14 protein-coding genes and 4 tRNA genes are annotated in these 18,631 nt (G+C 62.1%); 2 read left to right on the top strand and 16 right to left on the bottom strand.

The genetic code is table 11. The features are described 5' to 3' along the window. The 13 genes from G473_RS0102010 to G473_RS0101950 all read right to left on the bottom strand — a co-directional run. The coding region (locus G473_RS0102010; RefSeq protein WP_210163203.1) for a class I SAM-dependent methyltransferase at window positions 1-463 on the bottom strand (463 nt) is incomplete at its 3' end. Between the two features lie 213 nt (window positions 464-676). After that, a complete protein-coding gene (gene rpoC, locus G473_RS0102005; RefSeq protein ID WP_425411547.1) occupies window positions 677-4,951 on the bottom strand; it encodes a DNA-directed RNA polymerase subunit beta' in 4,275 nt (1,424 codons plus the stop codon). Window positions 4,952-5,073: 122 nt separating this feature from the next. Beyond that, window positions 5,074-9,267 carry a DNA-directed RNA polymerase subunit beta gene (gene rpoB, locus G473_RS0102000; RefSeq protein ID WP_029011728.1) on the bottom strand — a complete coding sequence of 1,398 codons (4,194 nt, stop codon included), beginning with the start codon at window positions 9,265-9,267 and terminating at the stop codon, window positions 5,074-5,076. 377 nt (window positions 9,268-9,644) lie between these two features. Next, window positions 9,645-10,019, bottom strand: coding sequence for a 50S ribosomal protein L7/L12 (rplL, locus tag G473_RS0101995; protein WP_029011727.1), 375 nt, complete (start codon window positions 10,017-10,019; stop codon window positions 9,645-9,647). 45 nt (window positions 10,020-10,064) lie between these two features. Continuing rightward, window positions 10,065-10,583: a 50S ribosomal protein L10 gene (rplJ, locus tag G473_RS0101990; RefSeq protein WP_029011726.1), complete on the bottom strand. Its 519-nt coding sequence runs from the start codon at window positions 10,581-10,583 to the stop codon at window positions 10,065-10,067. A 322-nt stretch (window positions 10,584-10,905) separates the two neighbouring features. Continuing rightward, the gene (gene rplA, locus G473_RS0101985) at window positions 10,906-11,613 is read right to left on the bottom strand and encodes a 50S ribosomal protein L1 (RefSeq protein WP_029011725.1); all 708 of its coding nucleotides are present in this window, start codon (window positions 11,611-11,613) and stop codon (window positions 10,906-10,908) included. A 3-nt stretch (window positions 11,614-11,616) separates the two neighbouring features. Continuing rightward, on the bottom strand, window positions 11,617-12,051 hold the full coding sequence (gene rplK / locus G473_RS0101980; protein WP_029011724.1) for a 50S ribosomal protein L11: 435 nt from the start codon (window positions 12,049-12,051) through the stop codon (window positions 11,617-11,619). Window positions 12,052-12,191: 140 nt separating this feature from the next. Then, window positions 12,192-12,722 carry a transcription termination/antitermination protein NusG gene (gene nusG, locus G473_RS0101975; protein ID WP_029011723.1) on the bottom strand — a complete coding sequence of 177 codons (531 nt, stop codon included), beginning with the start codon at window positions 12,720-12,722 and terminating at the stop codon, window positions 12,192-12,194. A 2-nt stretch (window positions 12,723-12,724) separates the two neighbouring features. After that, window positions 12,725-12,922, bottom strand: coding sequence for a preprotein translocase subunit SecE (secE, locus tag G473_RS0101970; protein ID WP_029011722.1), 198 nt, complete (start codon window positions 12,920-12,922; stop codon window positions 12,725-12,727). A 106-nt stretch (window positions 12,923-13,028) separates the two neighbouring features. Next, window positions 13,029-13,104: transfer RNA gene (locus G473_RS0101965), tRNA-Trp, on the bottom strand. Window positions 13,105-13,363: 259 nt separating this feature from the next. Continuing rightward, a complete protein-coding gene (gene tuf, locus G473_RS0101960; protein WP_029011721.1) occupies window positions 13,364-14,551 on the bottom strand; it encodes an elongation factor Tu in 1,188 nt (395 codons plus the stop codon). A 63-nt stretch (window positions 14,552-14,614) separates the two neighbouring features. Then, a tRNA-Gly gene (locus G473_RS0101955) sits at window positions 14,615-14,688 on the bottom strand. Between the two features lie 77 nt (window positions 14,689-14,765). After that, window positions 14,766-14,850: transfer RNA gene (locus G473_RS0101950), tRNA-Tyr, on the bottom strand. A 137-nt stretch (window positions 14,851-14,987) separates the two neighbouring features. On the opposite strand from G473_RS0101950, the gene rlmB reads away from it, so the two are divergent. Further along, window positions 14,988-16,151, top strand: a complete 1,164-nt coding sequence (gene rlmB, locus G473_RS0101945) for a 23S rRNA (guanosine(2251)-2'-O)-methyltransferase RlmB (RefSeq protein ID WP_084437574.1) — start codon at window positions 14,988-14,990, stop codon at window positions 16,149-16,151. A gap of 55 nt (window positions 16,152-16,206) precedes the next feature. Beyond that, window positions 16,207-16,281, top strand: a tRNA-Thr gene (locus tag G473_RS0101940). A gap of 20 nt (window positions 16,282-16,301) precedes the next feature. Here the strand turns inward: G473_RS0101940 and G473_RS0101935 are convergent. The 3 genes from G473_RS0101935 to phoU form a co-directional block, all read right to left on the bottom strand. Continuing rightward, complete coding sequence (locus G473_RS0101935; RefSeq protein WP_154667216.1) at window positions 16,302-17,099, bottom strand: hypothetical protein; 798 nt, start codon at window positions 17,097-17,099, stop codon at window positions 16,302-16,304. A gap of 90 nt (window positions 17,100-17,189) precedes the next feature. Beyond that, window positions 17,190-17,681, bottom strand: coding sequence for a PAS domain-containing protein (locus G473_RS0101930; protein ID WP_029011718.1), 492 nt, complete (start codon window positions 17,679-17,681; stop codon window positions 17,190-17,192). A gap of 126 nt (window positions 17,682-17,807) precedes the next feature. Then, the gene (gene phoU, locus G473_RS0101925) at window positions 17,808-18,533 is read right to left on the bottom strand and encodes a phosphate signaling complex protein PhoU (protein ID WP_029011717.1); all 726 of its coding nucleotides are present in this window, start codon (window positions 18,531-18,533) and stop codon (window positions 17,808-17,810) included. Between the last annotated feature and the right edge of the window lie 98 nt (window positions 18,534-18,631).

Raw genomic sequence — 18,631 nt, 5'->3', positions numbered from 1 at the left:
CACACCAGACCAATGTCCGCCCGCCGGTATGGCTCGCGAAGCTTTCAGGTTCAAACACCCCGCCGACATGAATATCGACCCCGTTCAGGGCCGCCATGCCACGGCACTTCTCCTGAAGCTTGGGATCAATATCGTGCGCCCACATTTCCAGAGACGGCATAAGGCGCTTGATCCCCACGGCGTAATAGCCCTCGCCGCAGCCAATATTGATCACCCGGTCGTAGCCCGCATCCGGAATGCCGCGAACAATGGCGTGCAGCTCCTCCTCATAGCAGCCGAGCAGCAGCGGAGCGCTACAACGATTGGCGGGATCAACCAGCATCATGCCGGCAAACGGGCCCCCACGGACAACAGGGCCGCCATTTTTCACGATGGTGTTATTCAGCAGCAGACAGCGATAATAAACCAGAAACTCGAAAACCTGGTTGAGCTGCGCTTCCGATGCCGGCGCCTCGGTCAACATCTTCAGGACATGGTCACGGGTGCGCTCGTGAATAGACATACTGGTTCCCTGGGAAGACGCCCACGCCACAGTGACGATTTATAGGAATGCCGCAATAAGGAACCGAGCCCCGTGAGTTCTGCACCGGGAACCCCCGCCGATACTTCTTTGAAATAAAAAGGGCCACCCTGTCGCCAGGGCAGCCCTTTCTTACTTCTGTCCGTGAAGCCGGCCTTACTCGGCAGCTTCCGGCGGCAGAGCCGGGGTTTCGCCGCCTTCTTCCAACGCCTGGAGCGCACGGTCGCGCTCGGCAGCGATGGCCTTCAGGCGGTTCACCACCGAACCGGTACCGGCCGGGATCAGGCGACCGACGATCACGTTTTCCTTCAGCCCTTCCAGGTTGTCGCTCTTGCCCTGGACGGCAGCTTCGGTCAGGACACGCGTGGTTTCCTGGAACGATGCAGCCGAGATGAAGGAACGGGTCTGCAGGCTGGCCTTGGTGATGCCCTGAAGCACCGGCTTGCCGGTCGCCGACTGCAGATCGGGCTCGCCCTCATCCATGCGCTTGCGCACGGCGCGGTTTTCCGCCTCGAACTCGAACCGGTCGACCTGATCACCGATCAGCAGCGTGGTATCGCCGGGATCCGTGACCTCAATCTTCTGCAGCATCTGACGGACGATCACTTCGATATGCTTATCGTTGATCTTCACGCCCTGCAGACGATAGACGTCCTGGATCTCGTTGATCAGATAGTTGGCCAGCGCCTCGACACCCATCACCGACAGGATGTCGTGCGGCACCGGGCTACCATCCATCAGGCTGTCACCCTTCTGGACATAATCGCCCTCCTGAACGGCAATGTGCTTGCCCTTCGGGATCAGGTATTCACGCTCTTCCCCGGTATCGTCATTCTTCACGACGATACGGCGCTTGGCCTTGTAATCCTTGCCGAATTCGACCCGGCCCTCGATCTCCGCGATGATCGCGAAGTCCTTCGGGCGGCGGGCTTCAAACAGCTCGGCCACGCGCGGCAGACCGCCGGTGATGTCACGGGTCTTGGAGCTTTCGCGCGGGATACGGGCCAGCACGTCACCGGCCCGGACCTTCGCACCATTCTCCACCGACAATATGGCATCGACGCTCATGAAGTAGCGGGCTTCGGTGCCATTCGGCAACGTGATCACGTTGCCGGCCTCATCGCGCAGGGTAACGCGCGGACGCAGATCCGCACCACGCGGCTGCTGACGCCAGTCGACCACGACCTTGGAGGAAATGCCGGTCGCTTCGTCCATGACCTCGCGGATGGACACGCCTTCCACCAGGTCGACATACGTGACCGTACCTTCCTTTTCCGTCAGGATCGGCAGGGTGTACGGATCCCATTCTGCCAGACGGTCGCCGCGCTGGACGGAAGCGCCGTCCACGGCAAGCGCCTTGTGCAGCTTGGCACCATAGGGCACGCGGTGCTTGGCGCGCTCGCGGCCCTGCTCATCCAGCAGTGCCAGCTCGCAGTTGCGACCCATCACCACCGGCACACCCTCGCTGTTCAGCACGAGGTTGCGGTTGCGGACGATCACCTTGGCGTCGAGCGTGGCTTCGATGAAGCTCTGCTCGGCACCACGCTGCGCCGCACCACCGATATGGAAGGTACGCATCGTCAACTGCGTGCCCGGCTCACCGATCGACTGGGCGGCGATAACGCCGACAGCCTCACCCATGTTCACCCGCGTGCCACGGGCCAGATCGCGGCCATAGCAGTGGGCGCACACGCCGTCTTCGGTTTCGCAGGTCAGCACGGAGCGGATATGCACCGTGTCGATACCGGCACGGTCGATCAGCTCAACCTCGCGTTCCGTGATCAGTTCGCTTGCCGGAACGATCACTTCGCCCGTCAGCGGATTGACCACGTCGAACGTGACGGTACGGCCCAGAATACGTTCCGACAACGGAACGATAACATCGCCGCCATCAATGACCGCATTCACGGTCAGGCCATTCTTCGTGCCGCAATCGATCTCGGTGATGATGGCGTCCTGCGCCACGTCCACCAGACGACGGGTCAGGTAACCGGAGTTCGCCGTCTTCAAAGCCGTGTCGGCCAGACCCTTACGGGCACCGTGGGTGGAGTTGAAATACTCCAGAACCGACAGGCCTTCCTTGAAGTTGGAGATAATCGGCGTCTCGATGATCTCGCCGCTCGGCTTGGCCATGAGCCCGCGCATACCGGCCAACTGCTTGATCTGGGCCGGCGAACCACGGGCACCGGAATGGGCCATCATGTAGACCGAGTTCACGCCGAAGCCCGGACGTGGCTGCTCGATCACCTTCATCATCGCCGTTGCCACCTTTTCGGTGGTTTCCGACCAGACGTCGACGACCTTGTTGTACTTTTCGCCCTGGGTGATCAGGCCGTCCAGATACTGCTGCTCGAATTCCTTCACGCGATCCTGCGCTTCGGCAATCAGCGTCTCTTTCTCGGCCGGGATGACCATGTCATCCTTACCGAAGGAAATGCCGGCCTTGAACGCGTTGGTGAAGCCCAGACGCATCATCCGGTCGGCGAAAATCACCGTCTCCTTCTGACCGCAATGGCGGTAGACGGCGTCGATGATGTTGCCGATTTCCTTCTTGGTCAGAAGGCGGTTGATCAGGTCGAACTTGATGGCCGGGTTGCGCGGAAGGATTTCCGACAGCAGCATGCGGCCCGGCGTCGTGGTCACGCGCACGGTGATGGGCTTATTGTTCTCATCAACCGTGTGGTAACGCGCCTGCACCTTGGAATGCAGGGTGACAGCCTTGGCGGCCAGCGCATGCTCGATCTCGCCGATCGAACCGAAGGCCATGCCCTCGCCCACAGCACCCGGCAGTTCCATCGTGATGTAGTACAGACCCAGGATGATGTCCTGGGACGGCACGATGATGGGACGACCGGAAGCCGGCGACAGGATGTTGTTGGTCGACATCATCAGGACGCGCGCTTCCAACTGAGCCTCAAGGCTCAGCGGCACGTGCACGGCCATCTGGTCACCGTCGAAGTCGGCGTTGAACGCCGTGCAGACCAGCGGGTGAAGCTGGATCGCCTTGCCTTCGATCAGGGTCGGCTCGAACGCCTGGATGCCCAGACGGTGCAGGGTCGGCGCGCGGTTCAGCATCACCGGATGCTCGCGGATGACCTCTTCCAGGATGTCCCACACCTCGGGACGTTCCTTTTCCACCATCCGCTTGGCGGCCTTGATGGTGCTGGCCAGACCATACAGTTCCAGCTTGGCGTAGATGAAGGGCTTGAACAGCTCAAGCGCCATCTTCTTCGGCAAGCCGCACTGGTGCAGCTTCAGCTCCGGGCCCACCACGATAACCGAACGACCGGAATAGTCGACGCGCTTACCCAGCAGGTTCTGACGGAAGCGACCCTGCTTGCCCTTCAGCATGTCGCTGATGGACTTCAGCGGACGCTTGTTGGCACCGGTGATGACGCGGCCCCGGCGACCATTGTCGAACAGCGCGTCAACCGCTTCCTGCAGCATGCGCTTTTCGTTACGGACGATGATGTCCGGCGCCTTCAACTCGATCAGCCGCTTCAGGCGGTTGTTACGGTTGATCACGCGGCGGTACAGATCGTTCAGATCCGAGGTCGCGAAACGGCCACCATCCAGCGGCACCAGCGGGCGCAGCTCGGGCGGAATAACCGGCACGACTTCCAGGATCATCCATTCCGGACGGGTCGCGTTCGGATAGGTCTTGTAGATGGTCGGGCCGTCGGCGCGCTCGATGCGCTCCTTATAGCCATCGAACCGCTCGTAAGCGGCGATGTCTTCAACTTCAACCGGCTCGCCCAGGAAGCTTTCCAGCATCTTCAGACGCTTGACCAGCTTCTTGCGCTTGGCTTCCGAAGCCGTCTCACGCAGATCGTCGCGGCAATTGGCCTTCTCGGTGATCAGGTCGAGGGAGGACAGCATGTCCTTCAGGGCCTCGGCGCCGATCTTTGCCGTGAAAGCGTCCTCGCCGAACTTGTCCTGCTTGTCGACCAGATCGTCTTCAGACAGCAGCTGGCCCTGCTTCAGATCGGTCAGGCCCGGCTCAATGACGACATAGTTCTCGAAGTAAAGGATACGCTCCAGATCCTTCAGCGTGCTGTCCAGCAGCAGGCCGATACGGGAGGGGAGCGACTTCAGGAACCAGATATGGGCAACAGGCGAGGCCAGTTCGATATGGCCCATGCGCTCGCGGCGGACCTTGGACAAGGTCACTTCCACGCCGCACTTTTCGCAGATGATGCCGCGATACTTCATGCGCTTGTACTTACCGCACAAGCACTCGTAATCCTTGATCGGACCAAAAATGCGGGCGCAGAACAGGCCGTCGCGCTCCGGCTTGAAGGTCCGGTAGTTGATCGTCTCGGGCTTCTTGATCTCGCCAAACGACCAGGAGCGGATACGCTCCGGGCTGGCGATCGAGATGCGGATCTGGTCGAAGCTCTGCGGCCCTTGCGGCTGGCCGAAGATGTTCATCAACTCATTATTCATATGCCGTCTCCCCAGGGGGTGGGCCGGATCGGGGCCCTGGCCTCGAAAATCATCTGGAACCGGGAAGCGGCGGACCCCTGCCCGCCGCTTCCACATAACCGGACTGGTTAGAAGTCGCGCTGGCTCAGCTCGACATTCAGACCCAGTGACCGCAGTTCTTTGACCAGAACGTTGAAGCTCTCCGGGATACCGGCTTCGAAGTTGTCGTCGCCACGGACGATGGCCTCGTAAACCTTGGTACGACCGGACACGTCGTCCGACTTCACCGTCAGCATTTCCTGCAGCGTATAGGCCGCGCCGTAAGCTTCCAGTGCCCACACTTCCATTTCACCGAAGCGCTGGCCACCGAACTGGGCCTTACCACCCAGCGGCTGCTGGGTAACCAGGCTGTAGGGGCCAATGGAGCGGGCGTGGATCTTATCGTCGACCAGGTGGTGCAGCTTCAGCATGTAGATGTAGCCGACCGTGACGCGGCGGTCGAACGGCTCACCCGTACGGCCGTCGATCAACTGCATCTGACCCGAACGGTCGATGCCGGCCTCTTCCAGCATGCGGCAGATATCTTCTTCACGCGCACCGTCAAAGACGGGGGTGGCGAAGGGAATGCCGCGACGCAGGTTGTTGCCCAGCTCGATCAGTTCCGCATCGGTCATCTCGGAGATGTCATCACCATAGACATCCTCGCCGTAGATGTGGCGCAGACGGGCCCGCAGTTCGTCCAGGGTCTTGGACTTGACAGCGGCGTCCGTGGCCTGGGCCCGCATCTTGTCCAGCATGGCGCCGATCTGACGACCGATACCGGCAGCGGCCCAGCCCAGATGGGTCTCCAGGATCTGACCGACATTCATACGGGACGGCACACCCAGCGGGTTCAGCACGATGTCGACATTCCGGCCATCTTCCAGGTACGGCATGTCTTCGATCGGGGTGATGCGCGAGATAACGCCCTTGTTGCCGTGACGACCGGCCATCTTGTCGCCGGGCTGAAGCTTGCGCTTCACCGCCACGAAGACCTTGACCATCTTCATCACGCCGGGCGGCAGCTCGTCGCCGCGCTGCAGCTTCTCGACCTTGTTCTCGAACTTCTCCTGCAGGCGCTGGACGCTGTCGTCAAACACCTTGCCGGTCTGCTCGATGATTTCCATCACGCGGTCATCGGCGACGGAAATATGGCGCCACTGACCACGGGTCAGGCCGGACAACAGCTCGTCGGACACGGTATCGCCGGACTTCAGGCCCTTCGGACCGGAAACGACGGACTGGCCAACCAGCAGTTCCTTCAGACGATTATAGAAGCTGCGCTCCAGGATCGCCTTTTCGTCGTCGCGGTCCTTGGCCAGCTTCTCGATCTCGGCCCGCTCGATGGCCAGAGCGCGTTCGTCCTTGTCCACGCCACGGCGGCTGAACACGCGGACTTCCACGACCGTACCCACCACACCCGGCGGCAGGCGCAAGGACGTGTCGCGCACGTCAGAGGCCTTCTCACCGAAGATGGCGCGCAGCAGCTTTTCTTCCGGCGTCATCGGGCTTTCGCCCTTCGGCGTCACCTTGCCGACCAGAATGTCGCCCGGACGGACTTCGGCGCCGATATAGACGATGCCGGCCTCGTCGAGGTTCTTCAGAGCCTCTTCACCCACGTTGGGAATATCGCGGGTGATTTCTTCCTGGCCCAGCTTGGTATCGCGGGCCATGACCTCAAACTCCTCGATATGGATCGAGGTGAAGACGTCATCGCGCACGATCCGTTCGGAGATCAGGATCGAGTCTTCGAAGTTGTAGCCATTCCAGGGCATGAACGCGACGAGCACGTTGCGGCCGAGCGCCAGTTCGCCCAGGTCCGTGGACGGACCGTCAGCGATGATGTCACCCTTCTGCACCCGGTCGCCCACCTTCACCAGAGGCTTCTGGTTGATACAGGTGTTCTGGTTCGAGCGCTGGAACTTCAGCATGTTGTAGATATCGACGCCGGGGGCCGCCGGGTCCGTATCCTCGGTCGCACGGACCACGATACGGGTGGCATCCACCTGGTCGACGATACCAGCGCGGCGGGCCACGATGGTCACACCTGAGTCACGGGCAACCGTGGCTTCCATGCCGGTACCAACCAGCGGGCTATCCGCCTTGATCAGCGGCACGGCCTGACGCTGCATGTTGGAGCCCATCAGCGCGCGGTTGGCGTCGTCGTTCTCCAGGAACGGGATCAGCGCCGCGGCGACGGACACAACCTGCTTCGGCGACACGTCGATCAGGTCGATCATGTCGGGGCGGGCCAACAGATATTCACCACCCTTACGGCAGGACACCAGCGGCTCGGCAAAGCTGCTGTCGGTCGTCAGCGGGGCGTTGGCCTGGGCCACCATGTAGCGGCCTTCTTCCATGGCCGACAGGTAGACCACTTCCGACGTCACCTTCTGGTCCACCACCTTGCGGTAGGGGCTTTCGATGAAGCCGTACTGGTTGACGCGGGCATAGGTCGCCAGGCTGTTGATCAGACCGATATTCGGGCCTTCCGGCGTCTCAATCGGGCAGATACGGCCATAGTGGGTCGGATGCACGTCGCGGACTTCGAAGCCGGCGCGCTCACGGGTCAGACCGCCCGGCCCCAGGGCCGAGAGACGACGCTTATGCGTGATCTCGGACAGCGGGTTGGTCTGGTCCATGAACTGCGACAGCTGCGAGGAGCCGAAGAATTCACGCACAGCAGCAGCGGCCGGCTTGGCGTTGATCAGGTCATGCGGCATGACCGTATCGATTTCCACCGACGACATGCGCTCGCGGATCGCGCGCTCCATGCGCAGCAGGCCGACGCGATACTGGTTTTCCATCAGTTCGCCGACAGAGCGGACGCGACGGTTGCCCAGATGGTCGATATCGTCGATCTCGCCACGGCCATCCTTCAGTTCCACCAGGATGCGGAGGATCTTCAGGATGTCTTCCTTGCGGAGCACGCGCATCTGATCGTCCGTCTCGAAATTGAGACGGGCGTTCATCTTCACGCGGCCCACGGCCGACAGGTCATAGCGTTCCTGGTCGAAGAACAGGCCCTGGAACAGCGCTTCCGCGCTTTCCAGCGTCGGCGGCTCGCCCGGACGCATGACACGGTAAATGTCGATCAGCGCATCTTCACGGCTGGCATTGCGATCCGCCGCCATGGTGTTGCGCATATAGGCGCCGACATTCAGGTGGTCGATGGCCAGAACCGGCAGTTCTTCCACGCCCTGCTTTTCCAGACGGTCCAGCGACGCGCTGCTGATCTCGTCACCAGCCTCGTACAGGACCTCACCGGTCTTCTCGTCGATGATGTCAACGGCCAGATAGCGACCGACGATCTCTTCCACGGGGGCCTTGACGTCGGTCAGGCCCTGCTCGACCAGGCGCTTCAGCACGCGCGGGGTCATCTTGGTGTCAATCTGGGCCAACACCTCGCCGGTGCGGGCATCAACCAGATCGAAAGCCAGCTTCTGGCCCTTCAGACGCTCCGGATCGAACTTGGTCGTCCAGCCGTCGCGGGCGCGCTGATAGGTCACCGTGCCATAGAAATTGCCAAGGATTTCTTCCTTGGTCATGCCCTGCGCTTCATAAGGCAGCAGGTCCTTGCCCTGCGCCTTGCGCTCGGCGCGCGATGCCTCGGTGTCGGCCCCATCCAGCGCGTAAAGCAGCGTGGTGGCCGGCAGCTTGCGGCGGCGGTCGATACGGACATACACGATATCCTTGGCGTCGAACTCGAAGTCCAGCCAGGAACCGCGATAGGGGATCACGCGCGCGGCGAACAGATACTTGCCCGAGCTGTGGGTCTTGCCCTTGTCATGATCGAAGAACACACCGGGGCTGCGGTGCATCTGCGACACAATGACGCGCTCGGTGCCATTGATGATGAAGGTGCCGTTGGCCGTCATCAGGGGCATGTCGCCCATGTAGACGTCCTGCTCCTTGATATCGCGGATGGAGCGAAGGCCGGTATCTTCGTCAATGTCGAACACGGTCAGACGCAGGGTCACCTTCAGCGGAGCCGCGAAGGTCATGCCGCGCTGCTGGCATTCCTCGACATCATATTTCGGCTGTTCCAGTTCGTACCGCACGAAGTCCAGAACGGCGCGATCGGAGAAGTCCTTGATCGGAAAGACCGACTTGAAGACCTCCTGGAGGCCGAGAACCGCCCGCTTCTCCGGCGTCACATCCATCTGCAGGAAGTGATCGTAGGAGCTGCGCTGAACCTCAATCAGGTTCGGCATGCGGGTCACTTCGGGGATCCGCCCGAAGCTCTTGCGGATACGCTTACGTCCCGTGAACGACTTGGCCATGGTGCCTCTCGTGAACTCGCCCGGTGCTGTCGCGCGCTAAATCAGTGCCCTGGTTGGAACGGTGGAAAATCCTTCCCGCCATCCCAAAACACGAATCGACGCGGGCGGGAACCCCAGGTGGGGCACCACCGTTCCGCGTCGTATAGTCGGCATTCCATCTCCGGCTAAGCGCCGAAAGCCAGGAAATGCCTAGGTTTTACCCCCGTTCAACCGGCAGTGCCGATTGTGACCGGGGCTCACCCTGGTTCTGTCCCGGGTGAGCCCGCCATAATAGCGGACAAACCCGGTCCAGAAAAGACAGACGACGCCGGGCGGCGGGCCTCCCTTTCGGGAGGGCCACCGTCCAGCGCCCTCTTATGCAGCGAAGAACGCCACTATTACTTGACGGCGACCTTGGCGCCGGCATCTTCCAGCAGCTTCTTGATCTTGGCAGCTTCGTCCTTGGACACAGCTTCCTTGACCACCTTCGGAGCGCCTTCGACCAGGTCCTTGGCTTCCTTCAGGCCCAGGCCGGTGATGCCACGGACTTCCTTGATCACGTTGATCTTCTTGTCGCCACCGTCAACCAGTTCAACGGTGAACTCGGTCTGCTCTTCGACCGGGGCAGCAGCAGCGGCAACCGGAGCAGCAGCAGCGGCAACCGGAGCAGCAGCGGAAACGCCCCACTTCTCTTCCAGCAGCTTGGACAGTTCGGCCGCTTCGATGACGGTCAGAGCGGACAGTTCTTCAACCAGCTTTTCGAGCTTGGACATGGTGTTCTCCTAGGGACACTAACTTTGGGTAAAAACGGATGCGGCTCAGGCCGCCTCGTCCTTCTTGGCATAGGCCGCGAGAACGCGAGCCACTTGGCCACCCGGCGCTTGCAGAACACCAGCGATACGGGTCGCCGGGGTCTGGATCATGCCGAGCAGGGACGCGCGAAGTTCGGTCAGCGACGGCAGCTTCGACAGGGCTTCAACACCCTGCGTATTCAGAACCGTCGAGCCCAGACCGCCGCCGATGACCTTGAACTTGTCGTTGGTCTTGGCGTAGTCGATGGCAACCTTGGCCGCCGCAACCGGATCCTTGGACCAGGCAATGGCGGTCGGACCCTTGAACAGGTCCTCGGTCTTCTCGAACTGCGTGCCCTTGAGGGCGATGCGGGCGAGCCGGTTCTTGGTCACTTTGAAGCTGGCACCCGCGGCCCGCATCTTGCGGCGCAGATCGGTAACTTCAGCCACCGTCATGCCGGACTGCTTAGTCACGACGACGAGGGCTGCCGACTGCAGCTCAAGATTAAGGGCCGCGATCGTCGCTTCCTTTTGTGAACGATCCACGGTTCGCCTCCACGAATGGGCAGAAAGGCTCGAAAGCCGAACTGCCCGGTCACACAAAAAGTCCGATCTGGCATCAAGGCCGGATCAGACCAGGCTTACCTGTCCCAGAAGCGTACAAACATCATGTCCGAAGCGATGCGCCGTGAGGCGAACCATCCCGGAATTGATCTTCAGCTCCCGTCTATGCCGGCTGGACTATTAAGCGTCAGGAAACAGGTTTCCATCGGCGCGCGGCAGTCTCGGACAGGGTGGGCTCCAGCATAAAGCGCGCTGGAACCCAGCCCTTCATCCGGCCGAAACCGGATGAAGGGAAATCGGGGTCTTAGCCGTTCAGCGCGGCAACCAGACCGGCCACATCGACCTTCAGGCCCGGACCCATCGAGGAGGACAGCGAGACCTTCTCGATATAGGTGCCCTTGGCGCCGGTCGGCTTGGCACGGTTGATGGCGGTGACGAAAGCCTTGACGTTCTCTTCCAGGGCTTCAGCCGTGAAGCTGGCCTTGCCGACACCGGCATGGACGATACCGGTCTTCTCGGCGCGGAACTCAACCGAACCGCCCTTGGCAGCCTTGACAGCCTCACCGACGTTCGGGGTCACGGTGCCCAGCTTCGGGTTCGGCATCAGGCCGCGGGGGCCCAGCACCTTACCCAGCTTGCCAACCACGCCCATCATGTCCGGGGTGGCGATGCAGCGGTCGAAATCCATCTTGCCAGCCAGGATCTGCTCGGCCAGATCGTCGGCGCCGACAATGTCGGCACCAGCGGCCTTGGCTTCTTCAGCCTTGGCACCAGCGCGGGCGAACACGGCGACGCGGACGGTCTTGCCCGTGCCGTTCGGCAGCACGACCATGCCACGGACCTGCTGGTCAGCGTGACGCGGATCAATGCCCAGGTTCAGCGCGATCTCGACGGTTTCGTCGAACTTGGCGGTGGCGTTGCCCTTGACGGTCGCAACAGCTTCGCCCAGGGCGTAGAACTTGTTGCGGTCAACGTTGGCATTGGCCTTCTTCAGACGCTTACCGATGGCCATCTATCAGCCCTCCACCACTTCGAGACCCATGGAACGGGCGGAGCCGATGATCATGCTCATCGCAGCTTCCACATCGTTCGCGTTCAGATCGACCATCTTCTGTTCGGCGATGGCACGGACCTGGCTGGTGGTCACCTTGCCGACCGTAGCGGACTTGCCGACGGTGGCGGAACCCTTGGTGATGCCCGAGGCCTTCTTCAGGAAGTAGGTCACCGGCGGGGTCTTGGTCACGAAGGTGAAGGTACGGTCACCATAAGCGGTGATGACGACCGGGATCGGCATACCCTGCTCAAGCTGGGCCGTCTTCGCATTGAACTGCTTGACAAATTCCATGATGTTCAGGCCGCGCTGACCCAGCGCCGGACCGATCGGCGGCGACGGGTTGGCCTTGCCGGCCGGAACCTGCAACTTGATGTAACCGACGATTTTCTTCGCCATGGCTCAATCCTCAAAAACTGACAGGGCAGCCGGGCCGCCCCATCATGGGATCGCGTGGTGCGGCGGCCCCTGGACTTTTGGGGCCCGACCTCCCACGCATGAAGACCGGCCGATACCCGAAGGCACCGGCCGGAATGGGATCAGATCTTTTCGACCTGGGTATATTCCAGTTCCACCGGGGTGGCGCGCCCGAAGATGGACACAGCGACCTTGAGGCGGGACTTGTCCTCGTCGACTTCCTCGACAAGGCCGGTAAAGGAGGTGAAGGGACCATCCGTGACCCGGACGCTCTCGCCCACCTCGAAGGTGATGGAGGGCTTGGGCCGCTCCACGCCTTCCTGCACCTGGTTCATGATGCGCAGCGCCTCGGTTTCCGAGATCGGCTGCGGCTTGCCGCCACCGCCCAGGAAACCCGTCACTTTGGGCGCATTCTTGACCAGATGCCAGGTCTCGTCTTCCAGCTCCATCTTCACCAGAACATAGCCGGGGAAGAACTTGCGCTCGGAATTGACCTTGGCGCCGCGGCGCACTTCCACAACCTCTTCGGTCGGGACCAGGATATCGCCGAATTTCTCGTCGAGACCCTTCTGGGCCGCCTTCTCGCGGATCGCCTGGGCGACCTTCTTCTCGAAGCCGGAATAAACGTGAACGACGTACCAGCGCATCGCCATGATCAGCCCCCAATCCCCAGAATCAGGCGGATGCCAAAACCGATGATCTGATCCACCCCCAGAAAGAAGATGGACGCCATGATCACCATGACGAAGACCATGATGGTGGAGACAGTCGTCTCTTTCCGCGTCGGCCAAGAGACCTTGGCGACCTCACGGCGCACCTCGCGCAAGAACTCTGCGGGACTTGTTTTCGCCATGGCGGCTATAGCCATCATTCCTGATTGCGAACGACCCGGCTTGCGCTCCCCGGCACGGGCATCGGCTAAGGGGCCGATCTTCGGCGAGGTGCCATCCGGTGAAGGATGGCAGGAGTGGAGGGGCTCGAACCCCCAACCCCCGGTTTTGGAGACCGGTGCTCTACCAATTGAGCTACACTCCTACGCGCCCGACCCTAACCAGCATGATGATGAAACATAATCCATCACCGGGCCGGCCAGCCTCGGGAGTGCGGGTAGATAGCGCAGATGCGTCGGCAAAGCAACAACCAGATTGCTCTGGTTTCAAGGTTTTGCCGCATTGGATCATTGCGCCCGCCGCATTCCAGGGAAACCAGCCGAGGCGGGCCTCCCTATAAATAGGAAAAGGCCGCCACCCCGAAGGATGGCGGCCTCCCCTGTCCTTCCCCGAGGGGACGGACCTTACTTGACGATCTTCGACACGACGCCGGCGCCGACGGTGCGGCCGCCTTCGCGGATGGCGAAGCGCAGGCCTTCATCCATGGCGATCGGGGCGATCAGCTTCACGGCGAAGCGGATATTGTCGCCCGGCATCACCATCTCGGTGCCTTCCGGCAGCGTCACCGAACCGGTCACGTCCGTCGTACGGAAGTAGAACTGCGGACGGTAGTTGGCGAAGAACGGGGTGTGACGGCCACCCTCTTCCTTCGTCAGGATGTAGGTCTCGGCTTCGAAGTCCGTGTGCGGGTTGATCGAGCCCGGCTTCGCCAGAACCTGACCACGCTCCACATCGTCGCGCTTCGTGCCGCGCAGCAGCGCGCCAATGTTGTCGCCAGCCTGGCCCTGATCCAGCAGCTTGCGGAACATTTCAACGCCGGTGACGGTCGTCTTCGTCGTCGGACGGATACCGACGATCTCGACTTCCTCACCAACCTTCACAATGCCGCTCTCAACGCGGCCGGTCACCACGGTGCCGCGACCGGAGATCGAGAACACGTCTTCGATCGGCATCAGGAAGGCCTTGTCAACCGGACGCTCCGGCTGCGGGATGTAACGGTCAACCTCGGCCATCAGGGCCAGGACCGCGTCACGGCCGATTTCCGGGTTCGTGTCGTTCAGCGCGCAAACCGCGGAACCCTTCACGATCGGAATATCGTCGCCCGGGAAGCCGTAGCTGGACAGCAGCTCGCGCACTTCCAGCTCAACCAGTTCCACCAGATCCGGATCGGCCAGATCCATCTTGTTCAGGAACACGACCAGCGCCGGAACGCCAACCTGACGCGCCAGCAGGATGTGCTCGCGGGTCTGCGGCATCGGGCCGTCAGCGGCAGAGCAGACCAGGATCGCGCCGTCCATCTGGGCGGCACCGGTGATCATGTTCTTCACATAGTCGGCGTGGCCCGGGCAGTCCACGTGCGCGTAGTGACGGTTGTCCGTCTCATACTCAACGTGCGCCGTCGAGATCGTGATACCACGAGCCTTCTCTTCCGGGGCCTTGTCGATCTGGTCATAGGCGGTGAAGGTCGCGCCGCCCTTCTCGGCCAGAACCTTGGTGATCGCCGCGGTCAGCGACGTCTTGCCGTGGTCAACGTGGCCGATCGTGCCGATGTTGCAGTGCGGCTTCGTCCGCTCAAACTTTGCCTTCGCCATGGTATCCTGTGCCCTTGCCTGATCCGTCTATAAAGACGCCGGGTCGTGGAGAACTTGAAACGTTGGAGCGGGTGAAGGGAATCGAACCCTCGTCGTAAGCTTGGAAGGCTTCTGCTCTACCATTGAGCTACACCCGCACGGGTTTGTTTCGCCCGGGGCATCAACGTCACCTCAAGCAGAACGGCGCGCCCCATCATCTGAGGCGCGCCTGAACTGGTGGAAGGGGCTGGATTCGAACCAGCGTACGCTATGCGGGCAGATTTACAGTCTGCTGCCTTTAACCACTCGGCCACCCTTCCTCGGTGCCGTTCTCGACCGCGGCCGGAACGGGGGCGGGTTATAAAGGCTCAGAAATTTCCGTCAATGACTTTCTTACACACCCCATCAGATTTTTTCGTGGCTGGTGAAAAACCCGTGTTTGACGGAGAGTGCGCCTATGAGAAACCGACCCCCCTCCTCCAAATCCGATCGCCGCGGCAAAAGCGGCCCCTCCAACACCGGCCGTGACACGGGTCGCGGCAAGCCCGGCGCGCCCGCAAAGGGCCCTCGCGCGGCCAAGAGCTTTACGCGCGATGATGACCGGCCCGCACGCGGCCCGCGTGTTGCGCGTGAGCGCAGCGAGCAGCAGGGGGATGAACGCCGGCCCCAGCGCGGCCCCCGCCGTGAGGACACCCGTCCCGGCACCCGGCCGCCCCGCGATGGGGCACCGGTCCGCCAGAGCCGCGATGGTGCACCGTCGCGTCCGCCGCGCGGCGAAGGTCGTCCGGCCCGGTCCAACCCTGGCCGGCCGATGTCCGCCGCCGAGGAACTGGGCCTGGAAGATGCCGCCCCCTTGCGCGCCAGCACCGGTCCGGCGCTCAACAAGCATAACCTGCTTTATGGTGTGCATGCCGTTGCCGCCGCCTGGGTCAACCCCACCCGCAAGATTCGTGACCTGTTCGTGACCGAAGCCGGGCTGGAAGCGCTGGACAGCGCCTTCGACAAGGCCTCGCAGGAAGAACTGGACCGTCCCGAGCCGCAGTTGGTGGAAAAGGAAGACCTGGACAAGCTGCTGCCGCCGGGTGCCGTACACCAGGGCGTGGCGCTGTCCTGCGCCCCGCTGCCGGAAGTGCAGATCGAGGACATCTGCATCGCCGCCGCCAACGACCCGCAGGCGCTGGTCGTCGTGCTGGATCAGGTGACCGATCCGCATAATGTCGGCGCCGTACTGCGTTCGGCTGCCGCCTTTGGCGCCAAGGCCGTGATCGTTCAGGATCGCCACGCCCCGCCCGTCACCGGCACCCTGGCCAAGACGGCATCGGGCGCCGTAGAGGCCGTGCCCCTGGTCCGCGTGACCAATCTGGCCCGCGCCATCGACGATCTGAAGGCTGCCGGCTTCTGGTCCGTGGGCCTTGCCGAGTCGGGTAAGCGCCACCTGCATGAGGTGGATCTGACCGGCCGTTCGGCCCTGGTTCTGGGGTCGGAAGGGGAAGGTATCCGCCGCCTGACGGGCGAACGCTGCGATGAGATCGTGCGTCTGCCCACCGGCGGGCCTGTCGGAAGCCTGAATGTTTCCAATGCTGCTGCCGTAGCCCTTTACGAGGTCGCTCGTCGGCGCTAATGTCCCGGCCCGGTTGCGGGAGACCTTCCCGCAGCCGGTACGCAGCCCCTGGTTTGCCGGCTTAGCTCAGTGGTAGAGCAACCGCCTTGTAAGCGGTAGGTCGTCAGTTCAATCCTGACAGCCGGCACCAGCGGCGCTTCCCTCCCCGCTTCAGCGGATGATGTAGGGATTTCCCGCCAGATCATATTTGACCGTGCCTTGCGGTGCGCTGTTCAGATCAGCGTAGCCGCCCGGCCCCGTCCCTCCGATCCCGTTATAATGGCCGAGATCCTCGGCATTGACGTAATAGACCGCGCTGGTGCGGAAGGTGAAAAAACCTTCCTGCGCGATGGAAACCGTCAGAATCAGTTCCGTATCGGTTTCTGGCGGCCGGTTGCCGGCCAGTGTTTCCCAGCCTGCCGCCGCCACACCAGCCGATATGCCCCAGGGGAATTTCGCCAGATCGCCCCCGGTCAACAGCGATGCCACGCCGACCCCCGCCGCCAGCAGGGTGATGGGGCCCGGAACGGGACTTGCGGCCAGACGTGGCCCGTTGCTTTTCACCGTCAGCACATCAATGCCCACCGCCACCACGTCCGGTCGGGCATCCACGGCCACCGCATGGCCTTTCTGAACCAGCCGCGTCGTCACCGCGCTGATGAAAGCGTCGGCAAACAATGTATCCGACCGCCGCATCATATAGACCTGGACCGGCACCTTCCTGCCCATCTGCTTTTCCAGATGGGCGGAAATTGCCGAGGCGACATCTTCCGCCACCACCTGCCAATGACCGGCTGATTGCAGCAGAGGCTGGGGTTTCATGGCCACACCTACGGCCATGGGCCGCGCGGTACAGCCGCCCAGCCCCAGCCCAGCCGCCAAGCCCAGCGCCAACAAAAGCCCCATGGCGCGCGGTCGCCGCCCGATCGCGGGGGAAGATGGGAAAGGGGAGAGGCGTCGCGGGTTCATGGGCAGGTTCCGGCTTCTGGGCGGCGCAGGAAAAGGGGCGCATCGGAGGAGAAGCAACCCGCGTGCCAGCCCAGCCGTGTCAGGCCCTGCTCATAGCGGGCGAACGATGGTTGCGCCCACCACACCCGTCAAATGCCCCTGCCCATCCCCCACGGGAAGGGCCAGCGCCTCCACATCATAAAGCGGGGCGCCGGGAATAACCGAGGTTTCCGACGTGAAGCGGTGGGGCAGCCTTGTCCGTGCGACAGCGCGCAGGATGGCGATGGCCCGGGCCATATAAGGCTGGCGCAAAAAATGGATCAGTTCCAGCCCCCGCGGATCAATGCCGTAAAGCTGGCGCATATGGGGACCGAAATAGCGGCAGATAAAACCCGGCTGGCCATCGGGGGCGATGGCGCCCAGATCCATCCACCATATGACCTCATGCATGGCATCGGTAAGGCTGGCTTCAAGCACGGCTGCAACCGCCATGCTGCCTTCTGCCGGCCTGCCCCCCTGCCAAAGCCCACGCAGCAAGCGCAGATCCGGCGCCTGGGGTTCCTGCGAGTCGGATAAGGGCACCAGGGTAAAGGCGTCTTCCATCCCCGCTCCGATCACCTGCTCTTGACGGCAACAGGTCATCCATATGGTGTGGGCACCACATTATTCCACCGATGGTCACCCTTCAATGGCATCCATCGGTGGTGGCAGCGAGGCGGATGGATAAGATCAGAGCTCGGTCAGGCTGGCCGTGGCGTCACCCTTGATCCGTTCTTCCTGGACCTGCTGGCCCTGGATACGGAAGCACAGGGTTTCGGCAATATTGGTGGCATGGTCGCCGATACGTTCCAGGTTCTTGGCGGCGAACAGCAGATGGGTGCAGGCGGTAATGCGCTGCGGGCTTTCCATCATATAGGTGAGCAATTCCCGGAACAGGGCAGTATAGGCGCGGTCGACCTCCTCGTCCCGCGCCCGCACGGCCAGGGCGGATTCAATATCATCCTGGTCATAGGCTTCCATGACCTGGGAGAGCATATCGGCCACAGCGCGGCCAATCGGCTGCATGGACGCGGAGAGCGCCACTTCCGGCAGGGTATCCAGTGTCAGGCTGCGCTTGGCGATATTGGCAGCGAAATCGCCGATCCTTTCCAGATTGCTGGAAATGCGCATGCCGGCAATGACGACGCGCAGATCATTGGCCACCGGCTGACGCAGCGCCAGCAGGCGCACCGTCTGCGCCTCCACCTGACGTTCCAGCGTGTCCAGCGCCTCATCCCGCGCCATGACGCGACCGGCCAGATCGGGGTCGCGACCGATCATTGCCGTGATGGCATCATTGATCTGGGCGACGGCGAGGCGCCCCATCTCCCGGACATAGCCATGAAGAATGCCCAACTGTTCGTCATAGGCAGTGACGATATGGCGGGTCGGGATCGGGTTTATCTTGTCGTCCACGAGAAAACTCCGGTGGAAAGTCCGCTGGGAAAGAACAAATTTCTACGAAGCGTCTAACACATGTCATGGCGAATGTGGCAGTTTCAAAGAAAGTTCAT

Source organism: Niveispirillum irakense DSM 11586, assembly GCF_000429645.1.
In the GTDB taxonomy this organism is placed as follows: domain Bacteria; phylum Pseudomonadota; class Alphaproteobacteria; order Azospirillales; family Azospirillaceae; genus Niveispirillum; species Niveispirillum irakense.
The sequence above is the reverse complement of the archived record's forward strand: the minus strand, read 5'-3'. Positions and strand labels throughout refer to the sequence as shown.

Coding starts and splice junctions, on each gene's coding strand:
- rpoC (WP_425411547.1), bottom strand. CDS start 4,951: ATGAACATCTTCGGCCAGCCGCAAGGGCCGCAGAGCTTCGACCAGATC.
- rpoB (WP_029011728.1), bottom strand. CDS start 9,267: ATGGCCAAGTCGTTCACGGGACGTAAGCGTATCCGCAAGAGCTTCGGG.
- rplL (WP_029011727.1), bottom strand. CDS start 10,019: ATGTCCAAGCTCGAAAAGCTGGTTGAAGAACTGTCCGCTCTGACCGTC.
- rplA (WP_029011725.1), bottom strand. CDS start 11,613: ATGGCCATCGGTAAGCGTCTGAAGAAGGCCAATGCCAACGTTGACCGC.
- rplK (WP_029011724.1), bottom strand. CDS start 12,051: ATGGCGAAGAAAATCGTCGGTTACATCAAGTTGCAGGTTCCGGCCGGC.
- nusG (WP_029011723.1), bottom strand. CDS start 12,722: ATGGCGATGCGCTGGTACGTCGTTCACGTTTATTCCGGCTTCGAGAAG.
- secE (WP_029011722.1), bottom strand. CDS start 12,922: ATGGCGAAAACAAGTCCCGCAGAGTTCTTGCGCGAGGTGCGCCGTGAG.
- tuf (WP_029011721.1), bottom strand. CDS start 14,551: ATGGCGAAGGCAAAGTTTGAGCGGACGAAGCCGCACTGCAACATCGGC.
- rlmB (WP_084437574.1), top strand. CDS start 14,988: ATGAGAAACCGACCCCCCTCCTCCAAATCCGATCGCCGCGGCAAAAGC.
- G473_RS0101935 (WP_154667216.1), bottom strand. CDS start 17,099: ATGAACCCGCGACGCCTCTCCCCTTTCCCATCTTCCCCCGCGATCGGG.
- G473_RS0101930 (WP_029011718.1), bottom strand. CDS start 17,681: ATGGAAGACGCCTTTACCCTGGTGCCCTTATCCGACTCGCAGGAACCC.